This is a genomic window from Nocardia sputorum (assembly GCF_027924405.1).
GTDB lineage: Bacteria > Actinomycetota > Actinomycetes > Mycobacteriales > Mycobacteriaceae > Nocardia > Nocardia sputorum.
Genome location: NZ_AP026978.1, coordinates 4994978 through 5012337, shown reverse-complemented (window position 1 = coordinate 5012337; position 17360 = coordinate 4994978). Strand labels below are relative to the sequence as shown.

General features: G+C 68.6%; 17 protein-coding genes. 9 read left to right on the top strand and 8 right to left on the bottom strand.

What is annotated here, in order from left to right; all coding sequences use genetic code 11:
• Positions 1–134 precede the first annotated feature (134 nt).
• A complete protein-coding gene (locus QMG86_RS22635) occupies positions 135–1574 on the top strand; it encodes a neutral zinc metallopeptidase (RefSeq protein WP_281874689.1) in 1440 nt (479 codons plus the stop codon).
• A 3-nt stretch (positions 1575–1577) separates the two neighbouring features.
• Here QMG86_RS22635 and QMG86_RS22630 read toward each other — a convergent pair whose 3' ends face one another.
• The 4 genes from QMG86_RS22630 to QMG86_RS22615 are packed head-to-tail and all read right to left on the bottom strand — an operon-like array spanning position 1578 to position 5958.
• Positions 1578–2030, bottom strand: a complete 453-nt coding sequence (locus tag QMG86_RS22630; RefSeq protein ID WP_281874688.1) for a 6,7-dimethyl-8-ribityllumazine synthase — start codon at positions 2028–2030, stop codon at positions 1578–1580.
• A 9-nt stretch (positions 2031–2039) separates the two neighbouring features.
• The gene (locus QMG86_RS22625) at positions 2040–2927 is read right to left on the bottom strand and encodes an alpha/beta hydrolase (protein ID WP_281874687.1); all 888 of its coding nucleotides are present in this window, start codon (positions 2925–2927) and stop codon (positions 2040–2042) included.
• Positions 2924–4294: a M20 family peptidase gene (locus tag QMG86_RS22620; protein ID WP_281874686.1), complete on the bottom strand. Its 1371-nt coding sequence runs from the start codon at positions 4292–4294 to the stop codon at positions 2924–2926. Before QMG86_RS22620 ends, QMG86_RS22625 begins: the two co-directional genes overlap by 4 nt.
• A complete protein-coding gene (locus tag QMG86_RS22615) occupies positions 4291–5958 on the bottom strand; it encodes a CocE/NonD family hydrolase (RefSeq protein ID WP_281874685.1) in 1668 nt (555 codons plus the stop codon). The genes QMG86_RS22620 and QMG86_RS22615 overlap by 4 nt, the downstream gene beginning before the upstream one ends.
• Positions 5959–6069: 111 nt before the next feature.
• Here QMG86_RS22615 and QMG86_RS22610 point away from each other — a divergent pair, with 111 nt between their 5' ends.
• Complete coding sequence (locus QMG86_RS22610) at positions 6070–6975, top strand: DMT family transporter (RefSeq protein ID WP_281874684.1); 906 nt, start codon at positions 6070–6072, stop codon at positions 6973–6975.
• 6 nt (positions 6976–6981) lie between these two features.
• Here the strand turns inward: QMG86_RS22610 and QMG86_RS22605 are convergent, their stop codons facing one another.
• Together QMG86_RS22605 and QMG86_RS22600 are read right to left on the bottom strand one after the other, a co-directional pair.
• A complete protein-coding gene (locus tag QMG86_RS22605; protein ID WP_281874683.1) occupies positions 6982–8091 on the bottom strand; it encodes a glycosyltransferase in 1110 nt (369 codons plus the stop codon).
• A gap of 8 nt (positions 8092–8099) precedes the next feature.
• A complete protein-coding gene (locus QMG86_RS22600; RefSeq protein ID WP_281874682.1) occupies positions 8100–8840 on the bottom strand; it encodes a DUF2334 domain-containing protein in 741 nt (246 codons plus the stop codon).
• Positions 8841–9538: 698 nt separating this feature from the next.
• On the opposite strand from QMG86_RS22600, the gene QMG86_RS22595 reads away from it, so the two are divergent.
• Both QMG86_RS22595 and QMG86_RS22590 read left to right on the top strand, forming a co-directional pair.
• Positions 9539–9982, top strand: a complete 444-nt coding sequence (locus tag QMG86_RS22595; RefSeq protein WP_281874681.1) for a TY-Chap domain-containing protein — start codon at positions 9539–9541, stop codon at positions 9980–9982.
• Positions 9983–10040: 58 nt separating this feature from the next.
• Positions 10041–10775 carry a DUF4191 domain-containing protein gene (locus tag QMG86_RS22590; protein ID WP_281874680.1) on the top strand — a complete coding sequence of 245 codons (735 nt, stop codon included), beginning with the start codon at positions 10041–10043 and terminating at the stop codon, positions 10773–10775.
• 47 nt (positions 10776–10822) lie between these two features.
• On the opposite strand, the gene QMG86_RS22585 is transcribed toward QMG86_RS22590, so the two are convergent.
• Positions 10823–11215: a YrdB family protein gene (locus tag QMG86_RS22585; protein ID WP_281874679.1), complete on the bottom strand. Its 393-nt coding sequence runs from the start codon at positions 11213–11215 to the stop codon at positions 10823–10825.
• A gap of 44 nt (positions 11216–11259) precedes the next feature.
• On the bottom strand, positions 11260–11715 hold the full coding sequence (locus QMG86_RS22580) for an RDD family protein (protein WP_281874678.1): 456 nt from the start codon (positions 11713–11715) through the stop codon (positions 11260–11262).
• A 252-nt stretch (positions 11716–11967) separates the two neighbouring features.
• Between QMG86_RS22580 and glnA the strand changes: the two genes are divergently transcribed.
• The 5 genes from glnA to QMG86_RS22555 all read left to right on the top strand — a co-directional run bounded on the left by glnA (position 11968) and on the right by QMG86_RS22555 (position 17298).
• Entirely contained in the window at positions 11968–13404 is a 1437-nt protein-coding gene (glnA, locus tag QMG86_RS22575) for a type I glutamate--ammonia ligase (RefSeq protein ID WP_067800793.1), read from the top strand.
• A 374-nt stretch (positions 13405–13778) separates the two neighbouring features.
• Positions 13779–14054: a hypothetical protein gene (locus QMG86_RS22570; RefSeq protein ID WP_281874677.1), complete on the top strand. Its 276-nt coding sequence runs from the start codon at positions 13779–13781 to the stop codon at positions 14052–14054.
• 37 nt (positions 14055–14091) lie between these two features.
• The gene (locus QMG86_RS22565; protein WP_281874676.1) at positions 14092–14439 is read left to right on the top strand and encodes a hypothetical protein; all 348 of its coding nucleotides are present in this window, start codon (positions 14092–14094) and stop codon (positions 14437–14439) included.
• A gap of 125 nt (positions 14440–14564) precedes the next feature.
• Positions 14565–14882: a hypothetical protein gene (locus tag QMG86_RS22560; protein ID WP_281874675.1), complete on the top strand. Its 318-nt coding sequence runs from the start codon at positions 14565–14567 to the stop codon at positions 14880–14882.
• 97 nt (positions 14883–14979) lie between these two features.
• The gene (locus QMG86_RS22555) at positions 14980–17298 is read left to right on the top strand and encodes a hypothetical protein (protein ID WP_281874674.1); all 2319 of its coding nucleotides are present in this window, start codon (positions 14980–14982) and stop codon (positions 17296–17298) included.
• Positions 17299–17360: the final 62 nt, after the last annotated feature.

The following is a 17360-nucleotide window of genomic DNA, read 5'->3' as shown; positions in this document are numbered from 1 at the left end:
GATCGCCGCCGTCCGCAAGTGGTTGCGCGCCTTGTGGACCGGAGGACGAACGTCGTGATGCGCGAAGCGCGTTCGTGGCGATTACGATGTGAGCGCTCGGCGGGCCCGAGACGCGGTACCGGGGAGGCTGGTCGATGCGGAAGAACAAGCGATTCGGTGTGGTGGCGGTGCTCGCGGTGGTGACCGCGGTGCTCGCCGGTTGTGCCACGGGAGCGAACGACCGTGCGGCGCAGCAGGTCTCGCCCCACGCCGACACCTGGGAGCTGGCCGGATCGATGACGGCCACCGGTCCGAACGGCCCGCGCAAGGGCGTGCCGGACGCACCGCTCACAGCGGAGAACGGCGACGGCGGCGCCATCGACAAGCTGGCGCTCAACGCCATCGCCGACGTGCAGGACTTCTGGGCCGCCGAGTACCCCGCGCACTTCCCTGGCACGCTCGAGCCGGTCGCGAGGTATATCTCCTGGGACGCCAAGGCGCCCAGAACGCAGTCGGTCAAGTTCTGCAAGTCCGACACCTACCAAGTGGTCAACGCCGCCTACTGCGGCGGCGACCACACCATCGGCTGGGACCGTGGCGTCCTGTTGCCGAAACTGGTGCAGAAGTACGGCGAGATGGCCGTGGTGATGGTGCTCGCCCACGAGTACGGGCACGCCATCCAAGGCCAGGCCAAGCTCGCCGGTCTGCTCACTCCGCCGCTCGTGCAGGAACAGCAGGCCGACTGCCTCGCCGGTGTCTTCCTGCGTCATGTGGCGGAGGGGGATTCGGCGCACTTCACACTCAACACCACCGACGGGCTCAACGCCGTGCTCGGCGCGACGGTGGCCGTGCGCGACCGCGACCCGAACGACCCGGAGAACGTGCACGGGTCGGCCTTCGAGCGGGTGACCGCGGTGCAGATCGGCTACACCGACGGCGCCGACGGGTGCAAGAAGATCACCAGGAAGGAGATCGCCCAGCGCCGCGGCAAACTCCCCACCACCTTCGAGCCCGGCGAGGAGCAGGCGCAGCTGCCGGTGGATGCCGCCGCGTTGACCAGTTTGAGCAAGGCGCTGGCGCAGATCTTCCCCGTCACGCGGCCGCCGCAGTTCGATTACTCCGGCGTCGGCCGCGGTTGCTCGGACGTCACCCTCACCCGGCCGGTGTCCTACTGCCCGGGCGCGAACCGGATCGGCACCGACGTCCCCGCCCTGGCCCGCCGCGGCGGACCGATGGCGGGCGAGGACCCGCTGTCGGCGGTCGTGGACGGTGATTACAACGCGTTCGTCGTCTTCGTGTCGCGATATGTGCTCGCGGTGCAACAGGATCGGAAGCTGTCCCTGACCGGAGCCGAAACGGCCGGGTTGCGCACCGCCTGCCTCAGCGGCGTGGTGACCACCGAGTTGAGCGAGCCGGGCAGCGATCCGCACCTGTCCGCGGGCGATCTGGACGAGGCGGTCTCCGGCCTGCTCGCCGACGGCTCGGCGGCCGCCGACGTGAACGGCAAGGTCGTGCCGAGCGGCTACCAGCGGCTGGAGGCGTTCCGCACCGGCGTGCTGGACGGCGAGAGCGCCTGCCTGGCCAAGTTCCGGTAGGCGCTACACCGGCAGCGACCGCAGCGAGCTGAGCGTGCCCGCCAGTGCGCGGGCCGCCTCGGCGCCCTTGGTCACGAAGTGCTCGGTGAAGTACGTGACGTGCTCGCTGTGCTCGTGGAAGTGGTGCGGGGTGAGCACGACCGAGAACACCGGCACGTCCGTGTCCAGCTGGACCCGCATCAGCCCGTCGATCACCGCCGACGCCACGAAGTCGTGCCGGTAGATGCCGCCGTCCACCACCAGCGCCGACGCGACGATCGCCGCGTACCGGCCGGAATGCGCCAGGCGCTTGGCGTGCAGCGGGATCTCGAAGGCGCCCGGCACCTCGTAGACGTCGATGCCGGCGGGATCGAAACCGAGGTCGGCGTATTCGGTGCGGAAGCCCTCGTACGCCTTCTCGACGATCGAGCTGTGCCAGCTGGCGCGGATGAACGCGATGGATCCGGTGGTACTCATGGACGAATACTACTGTTCGGTAAGGTGCGCTTCCAGCCAGCCGACGACATCGTCGAGCACCTTCTGTTGCTCGGGCTCGTTGAACACCTCGTGGTAAAGGCCCTCGTAGCGGATCACCGTGAGGTCCTCCGACCCCGCGCCGCGTTCGATGAGATCGGAACTCGACGGCGCGGCGATCGCGTCGGCGGTGCCGTGCAGCACCAGCACCGGCACGGTGAGCCGCGCCAGCCGCTGCTTGACGGTATCCGTCGCGCTCAGCATCTCGGCGCCGGTGCGGGCGGGCAGTTTGCCCCGGTAGACCAGCGGATCGTTGTCGTAGGCCGTGACCACCGCCGGATCGCGGCTGATCTGCGACGAATCCAGCTTCAGCACACCCAGATTGGGGGTGAACCGGCTCAACACCGGTGCGAGCATGCGCTGCACCGGATTGCCCACCGGGATGTCCAGCGGCGGGGCGGACAGCACGACGCCCGCCACGTCGATCGGCGCGCGGGTGGCCAGATACAGGGTGATCAGGCTGCCCATCGAGTGCGCGACGACGAACCGCGGCACGCCGGGCTGCTCCCGGCTCGCGATGGCGAGCATGGCGGCGACGTTGTCGGCGGCGGCGGCCATGGAGCCGATGTTGGCCTTGCCGCCCGCGGACTTCCCGTGCCCGATGTGGTCGAGCGCGTAGACCGCGAAACCGGCGGCGACCAGACGCTGCCCGACGTGCGCGTAGCGGCCGGAGTGCTCGGCCACGCCGTGCACCAGGACGATCACGCCCCGCGCTGAGCCCTCCGGCAGCCACGCGCGCCAGGCGACTCCGCTGCCGATACCGTCGAACTCACCGGATTCGGTGCGGATCGCGGGCGGCTCGGTGGGCGTGGCGTCGCCCGCCGTCGGCTCGGTCGTCATGCCTCGGCTCCTGACGTCGATGGCGCGCCGACCGTCGCGAAATGCTGGATCAGTCGCCGATTGAACTCGATGAGTCGAGCGTAGTTGACCCGCGACAGCCGTTCGTCGGTTCCGTGGATCGAGGCCAGGTCGCGTTCGTCCAGCACGATCGGCGCGAAATTGCACCGGGTGCCCGCCAGGTCGTCGTAGTGCCTGGAGTCGGTCGCGCCGGGCACGATGCCGGTGGTCACCGCGATGCCGGGGACGACGGCGCGCGCGAGTCCCGCGATCAAGTCGAAGGCGGGACCGGGCCCGGTGATCCGCGACGGCTCCGACGACATGCCGATCAGCTCGAACCGGATGCCCTTGTCCCGGACCACCTTGCGGCAGTGCGCCAGCACCGAGGCAACCGTGTCACCGGGCAGGATGCGGAAGTTCACCATGGCCTCGGCCCGCTGGGGCAGCACGTTCGCCCGCACGCCGCCGCGGATCACCGTCGGCGCCGTGGTGGTGCGCACCATGGCCTCGGTCTGCGGCTGGGCCGCCATCACCCGGGCGACCACCGGTGCGGCGACGCGCGCCAGACCGAGCAGACGCCGCCGCGGGGCCGGCATGACCTCGCGCACCCGGTCCAGCATGTCCGCGATCACCGGGATCAGGCGCAGCGGCATCGGATGGTCCTGGATGCGGGCCACCGCCCGCGCGATCCGGCCGACCGCCGTCTGCTTGCCCGGCATGGACGAATGCCCGCCGACCTCGGTAACCGACAACCGGACCGTGGCGTAGCCCTTCTCGCCGAGCATGATCGTCGCCACCGGCTGCCGCACGCCGTCGACGACGCCCGCGGTGATCACCCCGCCCTCGTCCAGCAGCAGATCCGCCCGCACGCCGGCCTGCCGCAGATGGTCGGCCATGCGCTCGGCCCCCTCGCCGCCGAAGACCTCCTCGTCGTGCCCGAAGGCCAGGTAGACGGTGTGCCGGGGCCGCACGCCCGCGGCGAGCGCGGACTCCGTCGCCTCCAGGATGGCCAGCACGCGGCTCTTGTCATCGATCGCGCCGCGACCCCAGATGAATTCGTCGTCGACCACTCCGGCGAACGGCGGATGGGTCCAGCGCTGAGCGTCGTCCACCGGCACCACGTCCTGGTGCGCGAGCAGGATCGCGGCCACCCGGTCCGGTTCGACGCCGGGCCAGCGGTAGAGCCTGCTGTGCGCGAACCGCTCCAGCTCGAGTTCGGCGTGCACGCGCGGGAAGGACGCCCGCAGATGCGCGTCGAGGCGCTCGAACGCCGCGCTGTCGGCGTCGCGCGGGTCGTCGGTGGACACCGTCGCGCATCGCAGCGCGGCGGCGAGGCGTTCGGCGGTCGGGTCGTCGACCGGCTCCGTCATCGGTCACCGGTGCGGTCGGGCAGAGTCATGGGCACCGTTGCATTGTTCAGCATGCTCGGGTCGAGGGCGATCGTCTTCTCGTTTCGCCACTTCACGATGCCCTCGGTGAGCCCACCGGCGAGCTCGGGACGACGCGTTCCGGTCAGCAGCGGCAGCTCGACGCGCGCGGAGGTCACCGTCACCGGGGCGAAGGCGGGGGAGTGCGACCACACGTCGTCGACCACGTCGGTGACCCGCACGCCGATCCGGTGGCCTGCCGCGATCGGCCAGTCCTGCGCGAGCAGCCGGACCTCGGCGGTGTCGCCGACCGGTGCGATCCCTCGGGTGATGACGGTCGCGCGCGAGTCAGGGGCGATGTCGTAGAGCTCGACCGCGACCGTCGCGTTCGCCGGGCCGGTCAGCCGGAGGGTGGCGGTCGGGATGCCGGACAGGTGCTGGTCCACGGTCAGCGGCGCGGAGACCGACCACAGTTCACGGTCGGGTCCGGGGACCAGCCCGCGGTCGGTATAGGAGCCGGTCCGCAGCTCGACCGGGACCCGCCGCGCGTCGGCGGGCGGCCAGGCGGTCTCCGCGCGCCAGCGGCCGTCGAACTGGCCGACGGTGATCCGCGGTCCCGGCACTTGCACGGCACGGTCCGCGACATGCTTGTCGAAGAACGCCAGCAACTCGGTGTCGAAGTGCGGTGTGCCGCATTTGTCGTGGCAGGTGCGGTGTCCCCACTGGCCGAACCAGGCCCGGTGCTCGCCGGGGCCGAGGCCGTTCCACAGCTCGAACACGCGGTAGGCGCGGGTGTTGTAGTCGACGAAACCCTGGCCGAGGAACACTGGAATCGTGCTGCCGCGCAGTCGCGCGACCAGGTCGCGGTCGCGCCAGAACGCGGTGTCGGGGTTGTGGTCGCCGATCTCGGACAGGTATCGCTGATAGCACTGCCACGGCATTTGCGTCGCGTTCGCCTGGTATTCGCCGGAGTCCTCAGGACGGGGCGGGGTCGAGGCGATGAGCAAGTGCTCCAGCCCAGCGAAATCGGCGGGGCGCACGCCGCTTTCGGTGATCGGCTTGCCGGAGAACTTCCACGAGACGCCCTGCATGTACAGGTAGGAGTAGGGATCGACGACCGGCTCGAACGCGCCCACCGCGGCGAGGCCCTTCGGTGCGGCGGCCAGACCCATCAGGCCGGTCCAGGCTTCGTACGAGGTGCCGAACAATCCGACCTTGCCGGTGGACCACGGCCGGCTCGCCGCCCACTCCACGGCCGCGGCGACGTCCGCGCGTTCGCCGGGGCCGCCGAAGTCCGGGCAGCCGTTGGAGCCGCCGAACCCGCGCAGGTCGACGACGACGTAGGTGTAGCCCGCGTTCAGGAAGAGTTCGGCGGTGAGGTTGTCGGTGGACGGTCCCCCGGTCAGGCGCGGCTCGCTCAAGTACGCCAGGTGCGCGCGATACGGGCTGACGGTGAGGACGACAGGAGTGCGGGCGTCGTCCGGGAGACCGGCCGGGCGCAGGATGTCCGCGTGCAGGCGGGTGCCGTCCGCGCTGTCGATGAACGCTTGCTTCCACTGGTAGGGCACCGGCAGCGGTTCGGCGGCGGCGGTCACCGGGGTGAACGCGGCCAGCAGCAACAGCAGGCCGCACAGGGCACGAGACAGGACGGCGCGGTCGGTCACCATAGGACTATCGAGTGTGCCCGGACGGTCGTCCAGCCCCCGGAATCGGGGTAGTCGTCCAGCAGCCGGGCCGACGCCATCCGGTGTTCATCCGGGCGGGTCAGCATCGAGGCCATGCCGGAACACGGTTTCGGGTCGGTCGACTCGATGGCGACGATCGCCTTGGCGTTACTGGCCGCGTTCCTGTTCGCGGTGTCCGCGGCGCTGCAACAAAGCGCCGCCCGGCAGGCCGCCACCGAATTTGGGCAGGGACGGTTCCTGGTACTCGCCGCCATCGCTCGGCGTTTGATCGCCGACCGTCGCTGGCTGGCCGGGCAGGCGGCGAACGTGGCCGGGTTCGTCGTGCACGCGCTCGCGCTGCGTTTCGGGGCCATCGCGGTGGTGCAGGCGTTGCTGGTGGTGCAACTGCTGTTCGCGTTGCCGTTCGCGGCGCTGCGGCGCAGGCGCGCGCTGCTGGTGCGCGACTGGGCCGGAACCACAGCGGTGTGCGCCGGGCTGATCCTGCTCGTCGCGCAGGGGATTCCCGCGCATTCGGCGGTGCACGGCGACCTGCTGCCCGCCGCGGGCGCCGGTGTCATCGTCGTGGTCGTCGTGCTGTTCGGCACATCCCGGCTCGCCCGCTCGACGCAACTGCGCTCGGCGCTGGTGGCGGTGGCGGCGGGCTGCTGTTTCGCCACGACGGCGGTCCTGGTCGTGGTGGCGACGGGCGCGCTGCCGGAGCCGAGCTGGGCGCTGCTGGGCATTCCGGTCTCGACCGTCGTCGGCGGCATCCTGACCCAGGAGGCGTACGCCCGCGGCTCGCTGCCCACGGCGCTGACGGCGATGACGATCACCGACCCGGTGCTCAGCTATCTGGTCGGCCTGACGTTGTTCACCGCGACCGTCCACCCGCGCCCGCCGGTGCTGGCCTGCGCGGCCACCGCCGTGATCGTGGGCGTCGCGTTGCTGGCGAATTCGCCGACGCTGCACGACGAACGGGATCTTTCCGAGCAGGCCCCGGCGCGGGCGGCGATCGCTTAGGTGTGGTCAGGCGGAGCGAGCCGGGGTCTCGTAATCGGCATAGAGCGCGAGCATGCTCTCGATCGTCGCCGACCACGGAAAGCGTTCCGCGGCGGCGCGGGCGGCCGCGCGGCGCTGCGCCTCCGGCAGGGTGAGCAGTGCGCGGACGCCGTCGGCGAGGCCGCGCGGGGTGCCGTCGCAGACGACGCCGGAGCCGGGATCGCCGACGAGTTCGCGGGCGGCGCCCGCCGTGGGAACGACGACCGGGGTCCCGCAGGCGAGGGCCTCCAGCACGGCGAGGCCGAAAGTCTCCGCAGGGGAGGGGAACACGGCGATGTCGGCGTCGGCGACGAGCGCGGCCATCGCGGACCGGTCGGTGAGGTGGCCGTGGAAGACGACCGGAAGCCCGGCCGCCTGATGTTCGAGTCGAGCACGCAGCGGGCCGTCCCCGATGACCGACAGCGCACAGCGCAGGCCGGAGCCGACCAGCACCCGAATCGCCTCGATGGCCCGTTCGGCGCGTTTCTCCCGCGACAGCCTGCTCACCAGGACCAGTCGCACCGGATCGCCGCAGCGGTCGCCGGACGGCTGCCCGGCGGACGGACGGAAGGTCGCGAGGTCGACGCCGAGCGGCACGCGGCGCACGTTGCGCGCGCCGACGCGGTCGAACTCGGCCGTGGCGAAACGCGAGGTGACCACGACCTGCTCGGCACGCACCCAGAGTCGCCGGTTGGCCAGATCGGCCGCGGCGGTGAGCGGGAAGCCGCGCGGCACCCGCGAGCGCAGGATGGCGTCGATCCGTTCGTGCGAGAACAGCACCAGTGGGACACCCGCGCCGCGCGCCCACGGCGCCAGCCAGCGCACGCTGAGTTTGTCGCTGCACTCGAGCACGTCCGGAGCCAACCGGTCGAGCACGGGGCGGGTGCTCCGGGCGGTGAGCACGTGATACCCGGCGTCGCCGAACTTCGGGCTGCGCACAGTGATCCGGTGGCCGGAGGCGGTGTGCTCGTCGTCGTCGCGCTGGCCGGGCACCACCAGGACCCGGTCGTGACCCGCCGCGCGATAGCCGCGTCCGATCTCGTCGACACACGTGCGCAAACCACCGGAGGCGGGGGTGTAGAAGTTGGCGATCTGCACGATCCGCACTAGCCGACCGCCGATCCGACCAGCTCGCCGTAGGTGATCGCATGCGCGCCGGTCCGCAGTACTGCATCGATGGCGCGCAGCGTGGAGTCGCGCAGACCCGGCCTGCTCAGATCGTCGGGGTGCAGCGCCAGCCGGACCAACCCGCCGCGCTCGGCCGTGCGCCGCGCCACCGTCTCCAGCATCGCCGCGCCGAACCGTTCGGACCAGCCGCCGCCCGGCCGGTGCGACAGCGCGAATCCGCGATACCGGCGTCCGGTGCCCAGGTGCTCGGCGCCGAAATGCGAAGTCGTGTAGGTGAATCCCGCCGCGCGCAGCGCCTGCTTCGCGCCGGGTGAGGCCAGCCAGCCGGGGGGAGTGAAACCGGTCGTGGGCAAACCTGATCCGGCCATCACCTCGGCGGCGGCACGCAGTTTGGCGGTGGCCTCGCCCGTGTTCAAGGCGGCGAACTCCGCCGCGCCGCGCGCTACCGCACGGCCTACTGCCCGGCGCGGCCACCCGCCCTCCGGCCCCGCCCGGTGCGACCACCCGTGCGTCAGGACGTCGTCAGCGGCCTGCCTGCGCTCCCGCAGGAACGCGGCGTAATCGGGTTCGTCGGACAACCGCCTGCCCCGCCACGGCCCCGGAATCACCAGCAGCGAGACGGGGATGCCGAACCGATCGGCGTCGGCGCACCAACGCGCCGTTTCCGCCGCACTTGCCGGTGCGACGTCATGGACGCTCACCACCAACCGCGCACACACGTCGGGGAAGCTAACACCGCCCGGTGGCCGCGAGCTGAACAGCGCGGTGCGCTCGTCTGAAGGATGCGTTCCCGGCTCCCGGCTCCCGGCTCCCGGCTCCCGGCGCGGTCGCGACCGCGCCGGGCATGCTCGATACGGTTGCGGCTGTGTCGCCGAGTCGATCGCCGGATAGATATCGGCCCGAACCGGCAGCTCGGAAACGACCGACCGCGCACCCGCCGCAGACCCCACGCAGCACGTGCCCGGAGCAGCGGGACCCGGTGATCCGGGCGAATCCCGTACTTCCGCGCAACGTCGGCCGGACAGACGACTGTGCGAGGACCACGTGGCGAAAGCGCGGCAGCAATTGCCTTTTCGTTTCCGAGCCGGCGTTTTCCGCAGGTGAAGGAATGGCGTCCACGGGAAACGCTTGCGATCTCCACAGTGCATTCCGCACTGGTTCTACGGCGGCTTCTCCGGACTGTCGTGGGTAAGACGCGCCCGCGGGTCCCGGACGCTGTCCGCGATCGTGAACGGACGCGGCGGTATCCGGTCGAACGCCGGGCCCACGATGGAGATGCCGCAGGCAGGCGTAGTTTCGAGGGGGAACGGCCGACGGCGGCGAACCGGAGCGAACCAGTAGGCGAGGCAACAAATTTCGTCTGGTGTTCCCGGCGGCGCGGCGTATGATCAGGCCAGTGCGAATACCCGGGGGAAGAATGAGCGAGCCGGAAACCGCGGACTGGGAACGGTTCGTGCAAGCACTGGCGCACTGTCTCGCGGAGCTGCCCTCCCGGGCGACCCTGATCATCGCCGCCCCGGGAAATCGCTATGTCCAATTTGTCCAATACGACATCAAATTGTCCGCCGAACTGGCCGGGAATCATTACCTGACCGACCCCATCCCGGAGACCGCCGCGCAGGCGTTGCGCGCACTGGGCTGGCACGAGCCCGTCGTGCGGCGCGACGTGGACAACTGGACCAGGACCCTCTTCTGGCCGATCGCGCCGAACAGCCTGCTCGAGTTCGCTCGCTCGGTGGCCGTCGGCTTGCGGGACGCTCTCGGGGTCGCGGCCCCGGTCGAGTTGCGGGCGATGGGCTGGACCGAGGCGTCCGGCGACCTGGATCTCACCGTGCTCGGTCCGATCGCGCGCCGGGGGTAGCCCGTCGGGCCGCTGTCCGGCGGCGAGCCGCGACTACCTGGGCACTATTCTGAGAGACATGGCAGCAGGTAAGCCCACCAAGGAAGCGAAGGCCGCGGCGAAAGCGGCCCGCAAGCAGCAGTCGAGAGAGCGCCGCAAGCAGCTGTGGCAGGCGTTCCAGATGCAGCGCAAGGAAGACAAGCTGCTGCTGCCGCTGATGATCGGCGCCTTGGTCGGCATCACCGCCGTCTTCGTCGTGATCGGCCTGATCTTCGGGCTGACCTGGTTCCTGGTCCCGCTGGGCGTGGTGCTCGGCGCGCTGGCGGCGTTCATCATCTTCGGCAGGCGGGTGCAGAAGAGCGTCTACCGCAAGGCCGAGGGCCAGGCGGGCGCCGCAGCCTGGGTGCTGGACAACCTTCAGGGCAAGTGGCGGGTGAGCAACGGCGTCGCCGCCACCACGCAGCTGGACGCGGTGCACCGGGTGATCGGCCTGCCCGGCGTGGTGCTGGTCGCCGAAGGCGCCCCGCAACGGGTCAAGTCGCTGCTCGCCCAAGAGAAGAAGCGCACGGCCCGGCTGATCGGCGACACCCCGATCTACGACGTCGTCATCGGCAACGACGAAGGCCAGATACCGCTCAAGGACCTGCAGCGCTACCTCACCAAGCTGCCTCGCAACATCGACACCAAGCGCATGGACCTCATCGAAGGCCGGCTTTCCGCGCTCAGCGCGCGCAGCGGGCCCGCCCTCCCGAAGGGGCCGATGCCCGCCGGCGCCAAGATGCGCGGAGTGCAGCGGACCATCCGCCGCCGCTGACCTGAGCGGGCCCATCCGTGCAGGGGCCTTGCGACTGCTCCGGCGGACTACGGTCGACGCCGCGTCGCCGAATCACGGGTGAGCAGCCAGACGACCCGGTCGTAGGCGAGCACGTGATAGACGATCACCAGCACGGCGAGCGCCACACCCCAGTGCGGCAGCCCCGCCGACTGCAGCGCGAGCGCCCCGCCGCCGAGCACCGAGAGCTCGATCGCCAAGCGCGCGGAGCCGGACACGGCGACCCTCGCCTGCCCGGCACGGCTCGGGTCGCCGGGCACCGCGAAGGTTCCCCAGGCGACTGCCGCGACGACGGGCAGCGCCACCATCAGGAGAAAATTCCACGGCTCTCCGAACGCCCGCCAGCCGAAGACGCCGAACGAAGCCACCGCGACGAGCTCGAGCAGGAAACGGATGACGAGCATCACCGGACGCGACGACACCGGCGCAGCCTAACGCGGTGACACGGTGGCCGATGGCAGGCGGCTCAGCGTGAACGCACCAGCGCGGTACCGGTCGCACGGTCGTGCATTCCGCGGCCGTCGGCGTCGGTGAACAGCGCGGGCACCACGAACAGCAGTAGCACCTGTCTGGCCAGCGCGCGGACGAAGCCGACCGGCGCCGGGGCGTCGATGCGCACCGTCCGCAGACGCAGGAAGTACTGACCCGGGGTGAAGCCGAACAGTGTGACCGCGCCCACGCCGATGACGAACCAGATCAGCAGTGTCAGGCTCGACGCCGACCCGCTTCGGGTGATCAGCGCCGCGATGCCCAGCGCGATCAGCCAGTCGACGAACAGGGCGGCGATGCGGCGGCCCATGCCGGCCAGTGAGCCCGCTCCGGTCTTCGGCAGGCCGAGTTGTGCACCGGGGAACTCGGAGGTTGCCGGGCCGCCGGAGTCGGCCGGGGGTCCGGAGAGCCAGGAGCCGGTGATGCGTGCCATGCACCCAGGATAGGCGCGGCCGAACCGGCGGCCGGGACCGCATAAGCGCCAGTTCAGCGTCGGCGAGCGCCGTGGCGGGGGCAGGACTACCATGCATTTCGAGTCCGGGTGGTCAGCACCACGCTGCCTGACGCACGTGTAACACCGGCGAAACACATCCTTGACTGCAGGGAAACACGGCATCCATAGCGTCTGGTCGCGACGAACCCATGCAAGCGACACTGGCTGGGAACCGATCCGTAAGGAGAACAAGTGACGTTCAGCACGGCCGACGAGGTCATCAAATACATCGCTGACGAGGACATCGAGTACGTCGACATCCGCTTCAGCGACCTGCCCGGTGTGCAGCAGCACTTCTCGATCCCCGGGAAGGCCTTCACCACCGACCTCGCCGAGGAAGGGCTAGCGTTCGACGGCTCCTCCGTTCGTGGGTTCCAGTCCATCGATGAGTCGGACATGCTGCTGCTGCCCGACTTCTCCACCGCGCGCGTCGACCCGTTCCGCGCCGCCAAGACGCTGAACCTGAACTTCTTCGTGCACGACCCGTTCACCCGGGAGGCCTACAGCCGCGACCCGCGTAACGTCGCGCGCAAGGCGGAGGAGTACCTGCGCTCCACCGGCATCGCCGACACCGCGTACTTCGGCCCCGAGGCGGAGTTCTACATCTTCGACTCGATCCGCTACGACTCGGCCATGAACGGCGCGTTCTACGAGATCGAGTCGGTCTCCGGTTCGTGGAACACCGGTGCGGAGTTCAACCCGGACGGCACCCGCAACCGCGGCTACAAGGTCCGCAACAAGGGCGGCTACTTCCCCGTCGCGCCCTACGACCACTACGTCGACCTGCGCGACAAGATCTCGACCAACCTGCAGAACTCCGGCTTCGAGCTGGAGCGCGGCCACCACGAGGTCGGCACCGCCGGTCAGGCCGAGATCAACTACAAGTTCAACACCCTGCTCGCCGCGGCCGATGACCTGCAGCTGTTCAAGTACATCGTCAAGAACACCGCGTGGCAGGAAGGCAAGACCGTCACCTTCATGCCGAAGCCGCTGTTCGGCGACAACGGCTCGGGCATGCACGTGCACCAGTCGCTGTGGAAGGACGGCAAGCCGCTGTTCCACGACGAGGCCGGCTACGGCGGCCTGTCCGACCTGGCGCGCCACTACATCGGCGGCATCCTGCACCACGCGCCGTCGCTGCTGGCGTTCACCAACCCGACGGTGAACTCCTACCACCGCCTGGTCCCCGGCTACGAGGCCCCCATCAACCTGGTGTACTCGCAGCGCAACCGCTCCGCCGCGGTCCGCATCCCGGTCACCGGCAACAACCCGAAGGCCAAGCGCCTCGAGTTCCGCGCGCCGGACTCCTCGGGCAACCCGTACCTGGCCTTCGCCGCCATGATGATGGCCGGCCTGGACGGCATCAAGAAGAAGATCGAGCCGCTGGCTCCGGTCGACAAGGACCTCTACGAGCTCCCGCCGGAGGAGGCCAAGAACATCCCGCAGGCCCCCACCAGCCTGGCGTCGGTCATCGACCGCCTCGAGCAGGACCACGACTACCTCACCGAAGGCAACGTCTTCACCGAGGACCTGATCGAGACCTGGATCACCCTCAAGCGCGAAGGCGAGATCGCCCCGGTGAACCTGCGGCCGCACCCGTACGAGTTCGAGCTGTACTTCGACGTGTAAGCCGTTACCGGCTTCGTCGGTAGTAGTCAGCGAGTCCACCTGTTCTGTGACCCTTCGACGGTCGCGAGCAGGTGGACTCGTCTGCTTTTCGGACACGCTCGAGACTTCCCGGCTGTGGGAAGTGTGTGGGGGACCGAGAAGAATGGCCCCGTAACATTCACGGGTGGAGGTGGCATGCGTAGAGAGCTGAGTGCCGTTCCGAGTTCGCGTCCGACAGCTTCGCTGCCGGACGTGCTTGTTCGAGCGGTGTGGGGCCCGTGCCTTGTTGCCGCGGAGATGGTTCGTCACCTGTCCGAGGAGGGCTGATCGTGGCGGACATCTGGCCCCGTGATATGCATCCGGAAACGGTGTCGGCGGTGCAATCCGGTCGGAATGTGGTGAACACCATTGACGACATGCTGGAACGGATCGACCGTATCCGCGCCCGGCGGCCTTCGCCCAGCGCCCGGGTGATCCCGGAAGTGGACGGGATGGGCAGGCTCACCGATCTGTACATCGCGCCCGGGACGCTCGCGGGCGCCGCGAGCGGACAGGAGATCGCCGCCGACATCATGGCGGCGATTCGGGACAGTACGGTCGACGCCCTACGGCAGCACAAAATCGCCATCCAGGAAACGGCCCTGCCGAAGGTGCCGTGGCCGCAGCCCTGACTCGCCGGTGCGGTCGACGATACCCAGGAGTGATGCCGTGACCGATCTCGATATGCCGGGCGCCGCGGGAGCGGAAGCCGCGCCCGACTGGCGCAATCTGATCTACGAGGTGTTCAACCCGGACTATTCCGTCGGTGTGGCCTGCGACCGCAGCGGCATGATCGTCGGTCTGCACCTCGCTGACGAAGTGCTCGACCATCCCGACAGCTGGCTCGCCGAGGAGATTCTGCGCGTCGCTCGGCTGGCCCGCCAGAAGTCCCGCGTAGGCCGCCGCGCCGAGTTGCTGTACAAAGGCGGATTGCCCCATTTCGCCGACTCGTTGGAGCTGCCTACCGAGGCGGATTACAACCTCATGGAGAAGACCGAGTTCGCTCGAGATCACTGATCGCGAACTCGGCGAAACCGGACTGGCACGGCTTCGCCGGCGTCCGGGCCATTCCTCGGAGTCTCAGTCCCCAGCGATGGGGATGCCCGAGAATGGGGGGAGCCGGTGGGAATGGAGTCGTCGATATGGTCGAGAAGTTTGTTCAGGATCCGCAGGAACTGCGCAGGTTGGGTGATGCCAACCGCGCCGCCAGCGCTCCCGCGTATGCGCGGGCAGAGGGAGATCCCGAATGGGAGGCCCAGTTCGAGGCGCAGTACGGCAAGGCAGCCAACGCGTACCGGCTGTTCGCCGTCCAATACGGCGTCGAGCGGGGAATCGGCTGGACGCAGGTGGGCGACGGGCGCAATGCGACCGGTGACAACTCGACGACCGCCGGGAACACCTTCGAGGTGACAGATATCGATGGCGGCGCACGCGTGCGGCGGACGAACCCGGAGATCTGAGGCCGAGGGGTCGAAGATTTCGGGTAGGAGGATTTGGAATGGCTGTTCCCGGCTCACGAGCAGTTCGGAATCACATGTGTGATCGGGGGTGGAACTGATGGGTGACATCGAGGGTGGCATCCTCAATCGGGAACAGAGAATCAAAGAGGGTGAGTGGCTCTACTCCCCGAACAAGCAATACCGCATGGGCATGCGGGACGGCGAGATGGTCATCGAGCATGTTCCCACGGGCAATGTCATAGATAGATATGGGGAACAGGGCAGCGACGCCAACCAGATCAGATTCGAAGATCAGGGGGGTGATGGCAGCGAAACCCGGCTCGAACTCCACGACAAAGATGACGATGAAGTCACGGCGATTGCCGAGCCCGGCGATAAAAAGCACGAAGGTGGCGCGGCCACTGACGACTGGGATGACGAAGACGACGGGGTCGGGCAATATGTACTGACCAACGACGGACAACTGGTCGCCGTCAAAGACAAAGTCGGTGACAACTGGGACGGCAATCGCCCGGCGGACGGCAACATTGTCTGGTTCAACGAGCTCCCTGCCGATGTCGCCAAGCGAAAGTTCCTCGGCCAGGACGCCGATGAGAATGATATCACCGACGGCAAAAAGATATCTGATTTCAAGCTGGAAATCCGGACGCCGCCGGGTAAAGTCTCCCCCGAACTCAAGGCGTTCATCGATGTAGCCAATTCTCAGCTGCTCTATCTGATGGCTCAGATGGGCAACGGGAAGCCGGAGAAGCCCAAATTTCTGATTTCCCCTAAAGAGGGCAAAGACGACAACTGGCGCGACGACAACCTGGCCGACTCCTTCATTCAGCAACTCGAACATCGGGGTCACGGTTCCGGTTACACCGAAGAAGCCTACAATTCTGCCGTCTTTTATCTCAACGGACTCGCGGACCAATGGCAGAGTGGGGATCTCAAGTTCGAGCAGACGACCGAGGAGCTTTCCCGCACCAATTACTCGTACTACCGCAGTATGTACAACAAGATCCAGGACACCCACGACAAGATATGGGACAAGCTCAACGACGGTGTCGAGGGGCAGGGCCCGGGTCAAGGCCGGATGTACGCGGAGGACGGCATCCAGAATGTCGCGGAGGAAGCACCGCTTTACGGCCTGATCAGGGATGCGGTGAAGCATTGCACCGACCAGGTCATCGCGTACGCGGATAGGGCCGCGCAGCTTCCGTTCCCGATCGGCTCGAGTTCTGGGTCCGGCTCGGGTTCCGGGTCGGGCTCGGGCTCCGGTTCGGGCTCGGGTTCCGGGTCCGGTTCGGGTTCGGGTTCAGGTTCGGGTTCGACCTCTGGCTCGGGTTCCGGGTCGGGCGACACACACAGCTCGGCCACCCAGCACACGAGCGCCGGCCAGCCGTACACCCCGCCATACACCCCCCCAGCCACGACGTCTCAGTCGCCAGGCACCACCGCTCAGCCGGTCAGTACGAGCCAGGATTTCAGTTCCACATACGACGACCTGCTCACGTCGGATTCGGACACCACCGGTTCGGTGGACAGCACCCAGCCGACCTTGGGCACCGGCAGCGGTGACACCGCGTCCAGCACGGATCTCGGTTCCGTGGTGACCGCGTCGATGCCGACCGGCACCGGGACCGGGACCGGGACCGCGACGACCGCTCCCACCGCCAATGCCACACCGGCCGCCAATACCGGGAGCAACGCGTCCGATCTGATGGGGCAGATGGCGCTGATGAACGCTCTCGGTCAAGCGACTCAGCAGCCGCGCGTTCCGGCCGATGACAGGGGCTACGACGAGCGGGACTCGCGTGAGGAACGCGATCGGGAACGGGAACGAGAACGAGCCCGGGAGCAGAACCGCGCTCAACAAGCCGCGAACACCCAACAAACTGCTCAACCGTCTCCTGCCGGCGTGACGGCCCCGGTGTACGCGGGTGCTCCGCCGGCGGTGACGACGCCGGGTACTACGGTCGATGTCCCCATCGACAATACGAATGTGAAGGCGTCCCCACCGGTAGCAGAAGCTTTGCAGAAGCAGGTGCAGAACGTCGCCCTCGACGCGATGTCCGCGTACAAGGGAACTGCGGGCGAGTTGACGGCGGATCATCCGCCCGCGGTGGTCAACGGTCCCGGCGAGCTGAAAACGGGCGACATCCTCCAGTGGGAGCGGCACAGCGCGCTGATCGTCAGAGACGAGGAGCACAACAAACTGTTCGTCCTCGACGGCGGTCATCTCGTTCCGCTCGACCCCAATAACCCTCCGCTGAAAGAAAAGTACGGTAATTTCGCGGGCTACCTGCATCCGACCGGTTTGGATACCGGCAATGCCGATCTGGGGACTGCGGCGGCACCGCCACCGACCGTGAGCCAGGCGCAGCCGTCGGCTCCGCCCCCCGTGGCGCCACCGCCACCGCAACAGATCTGAGCGGGCCCAAGGCGTGGCTGCGAAAAAGGACATCGTCATCGGAGCGGCAGCGGGCTACGAGT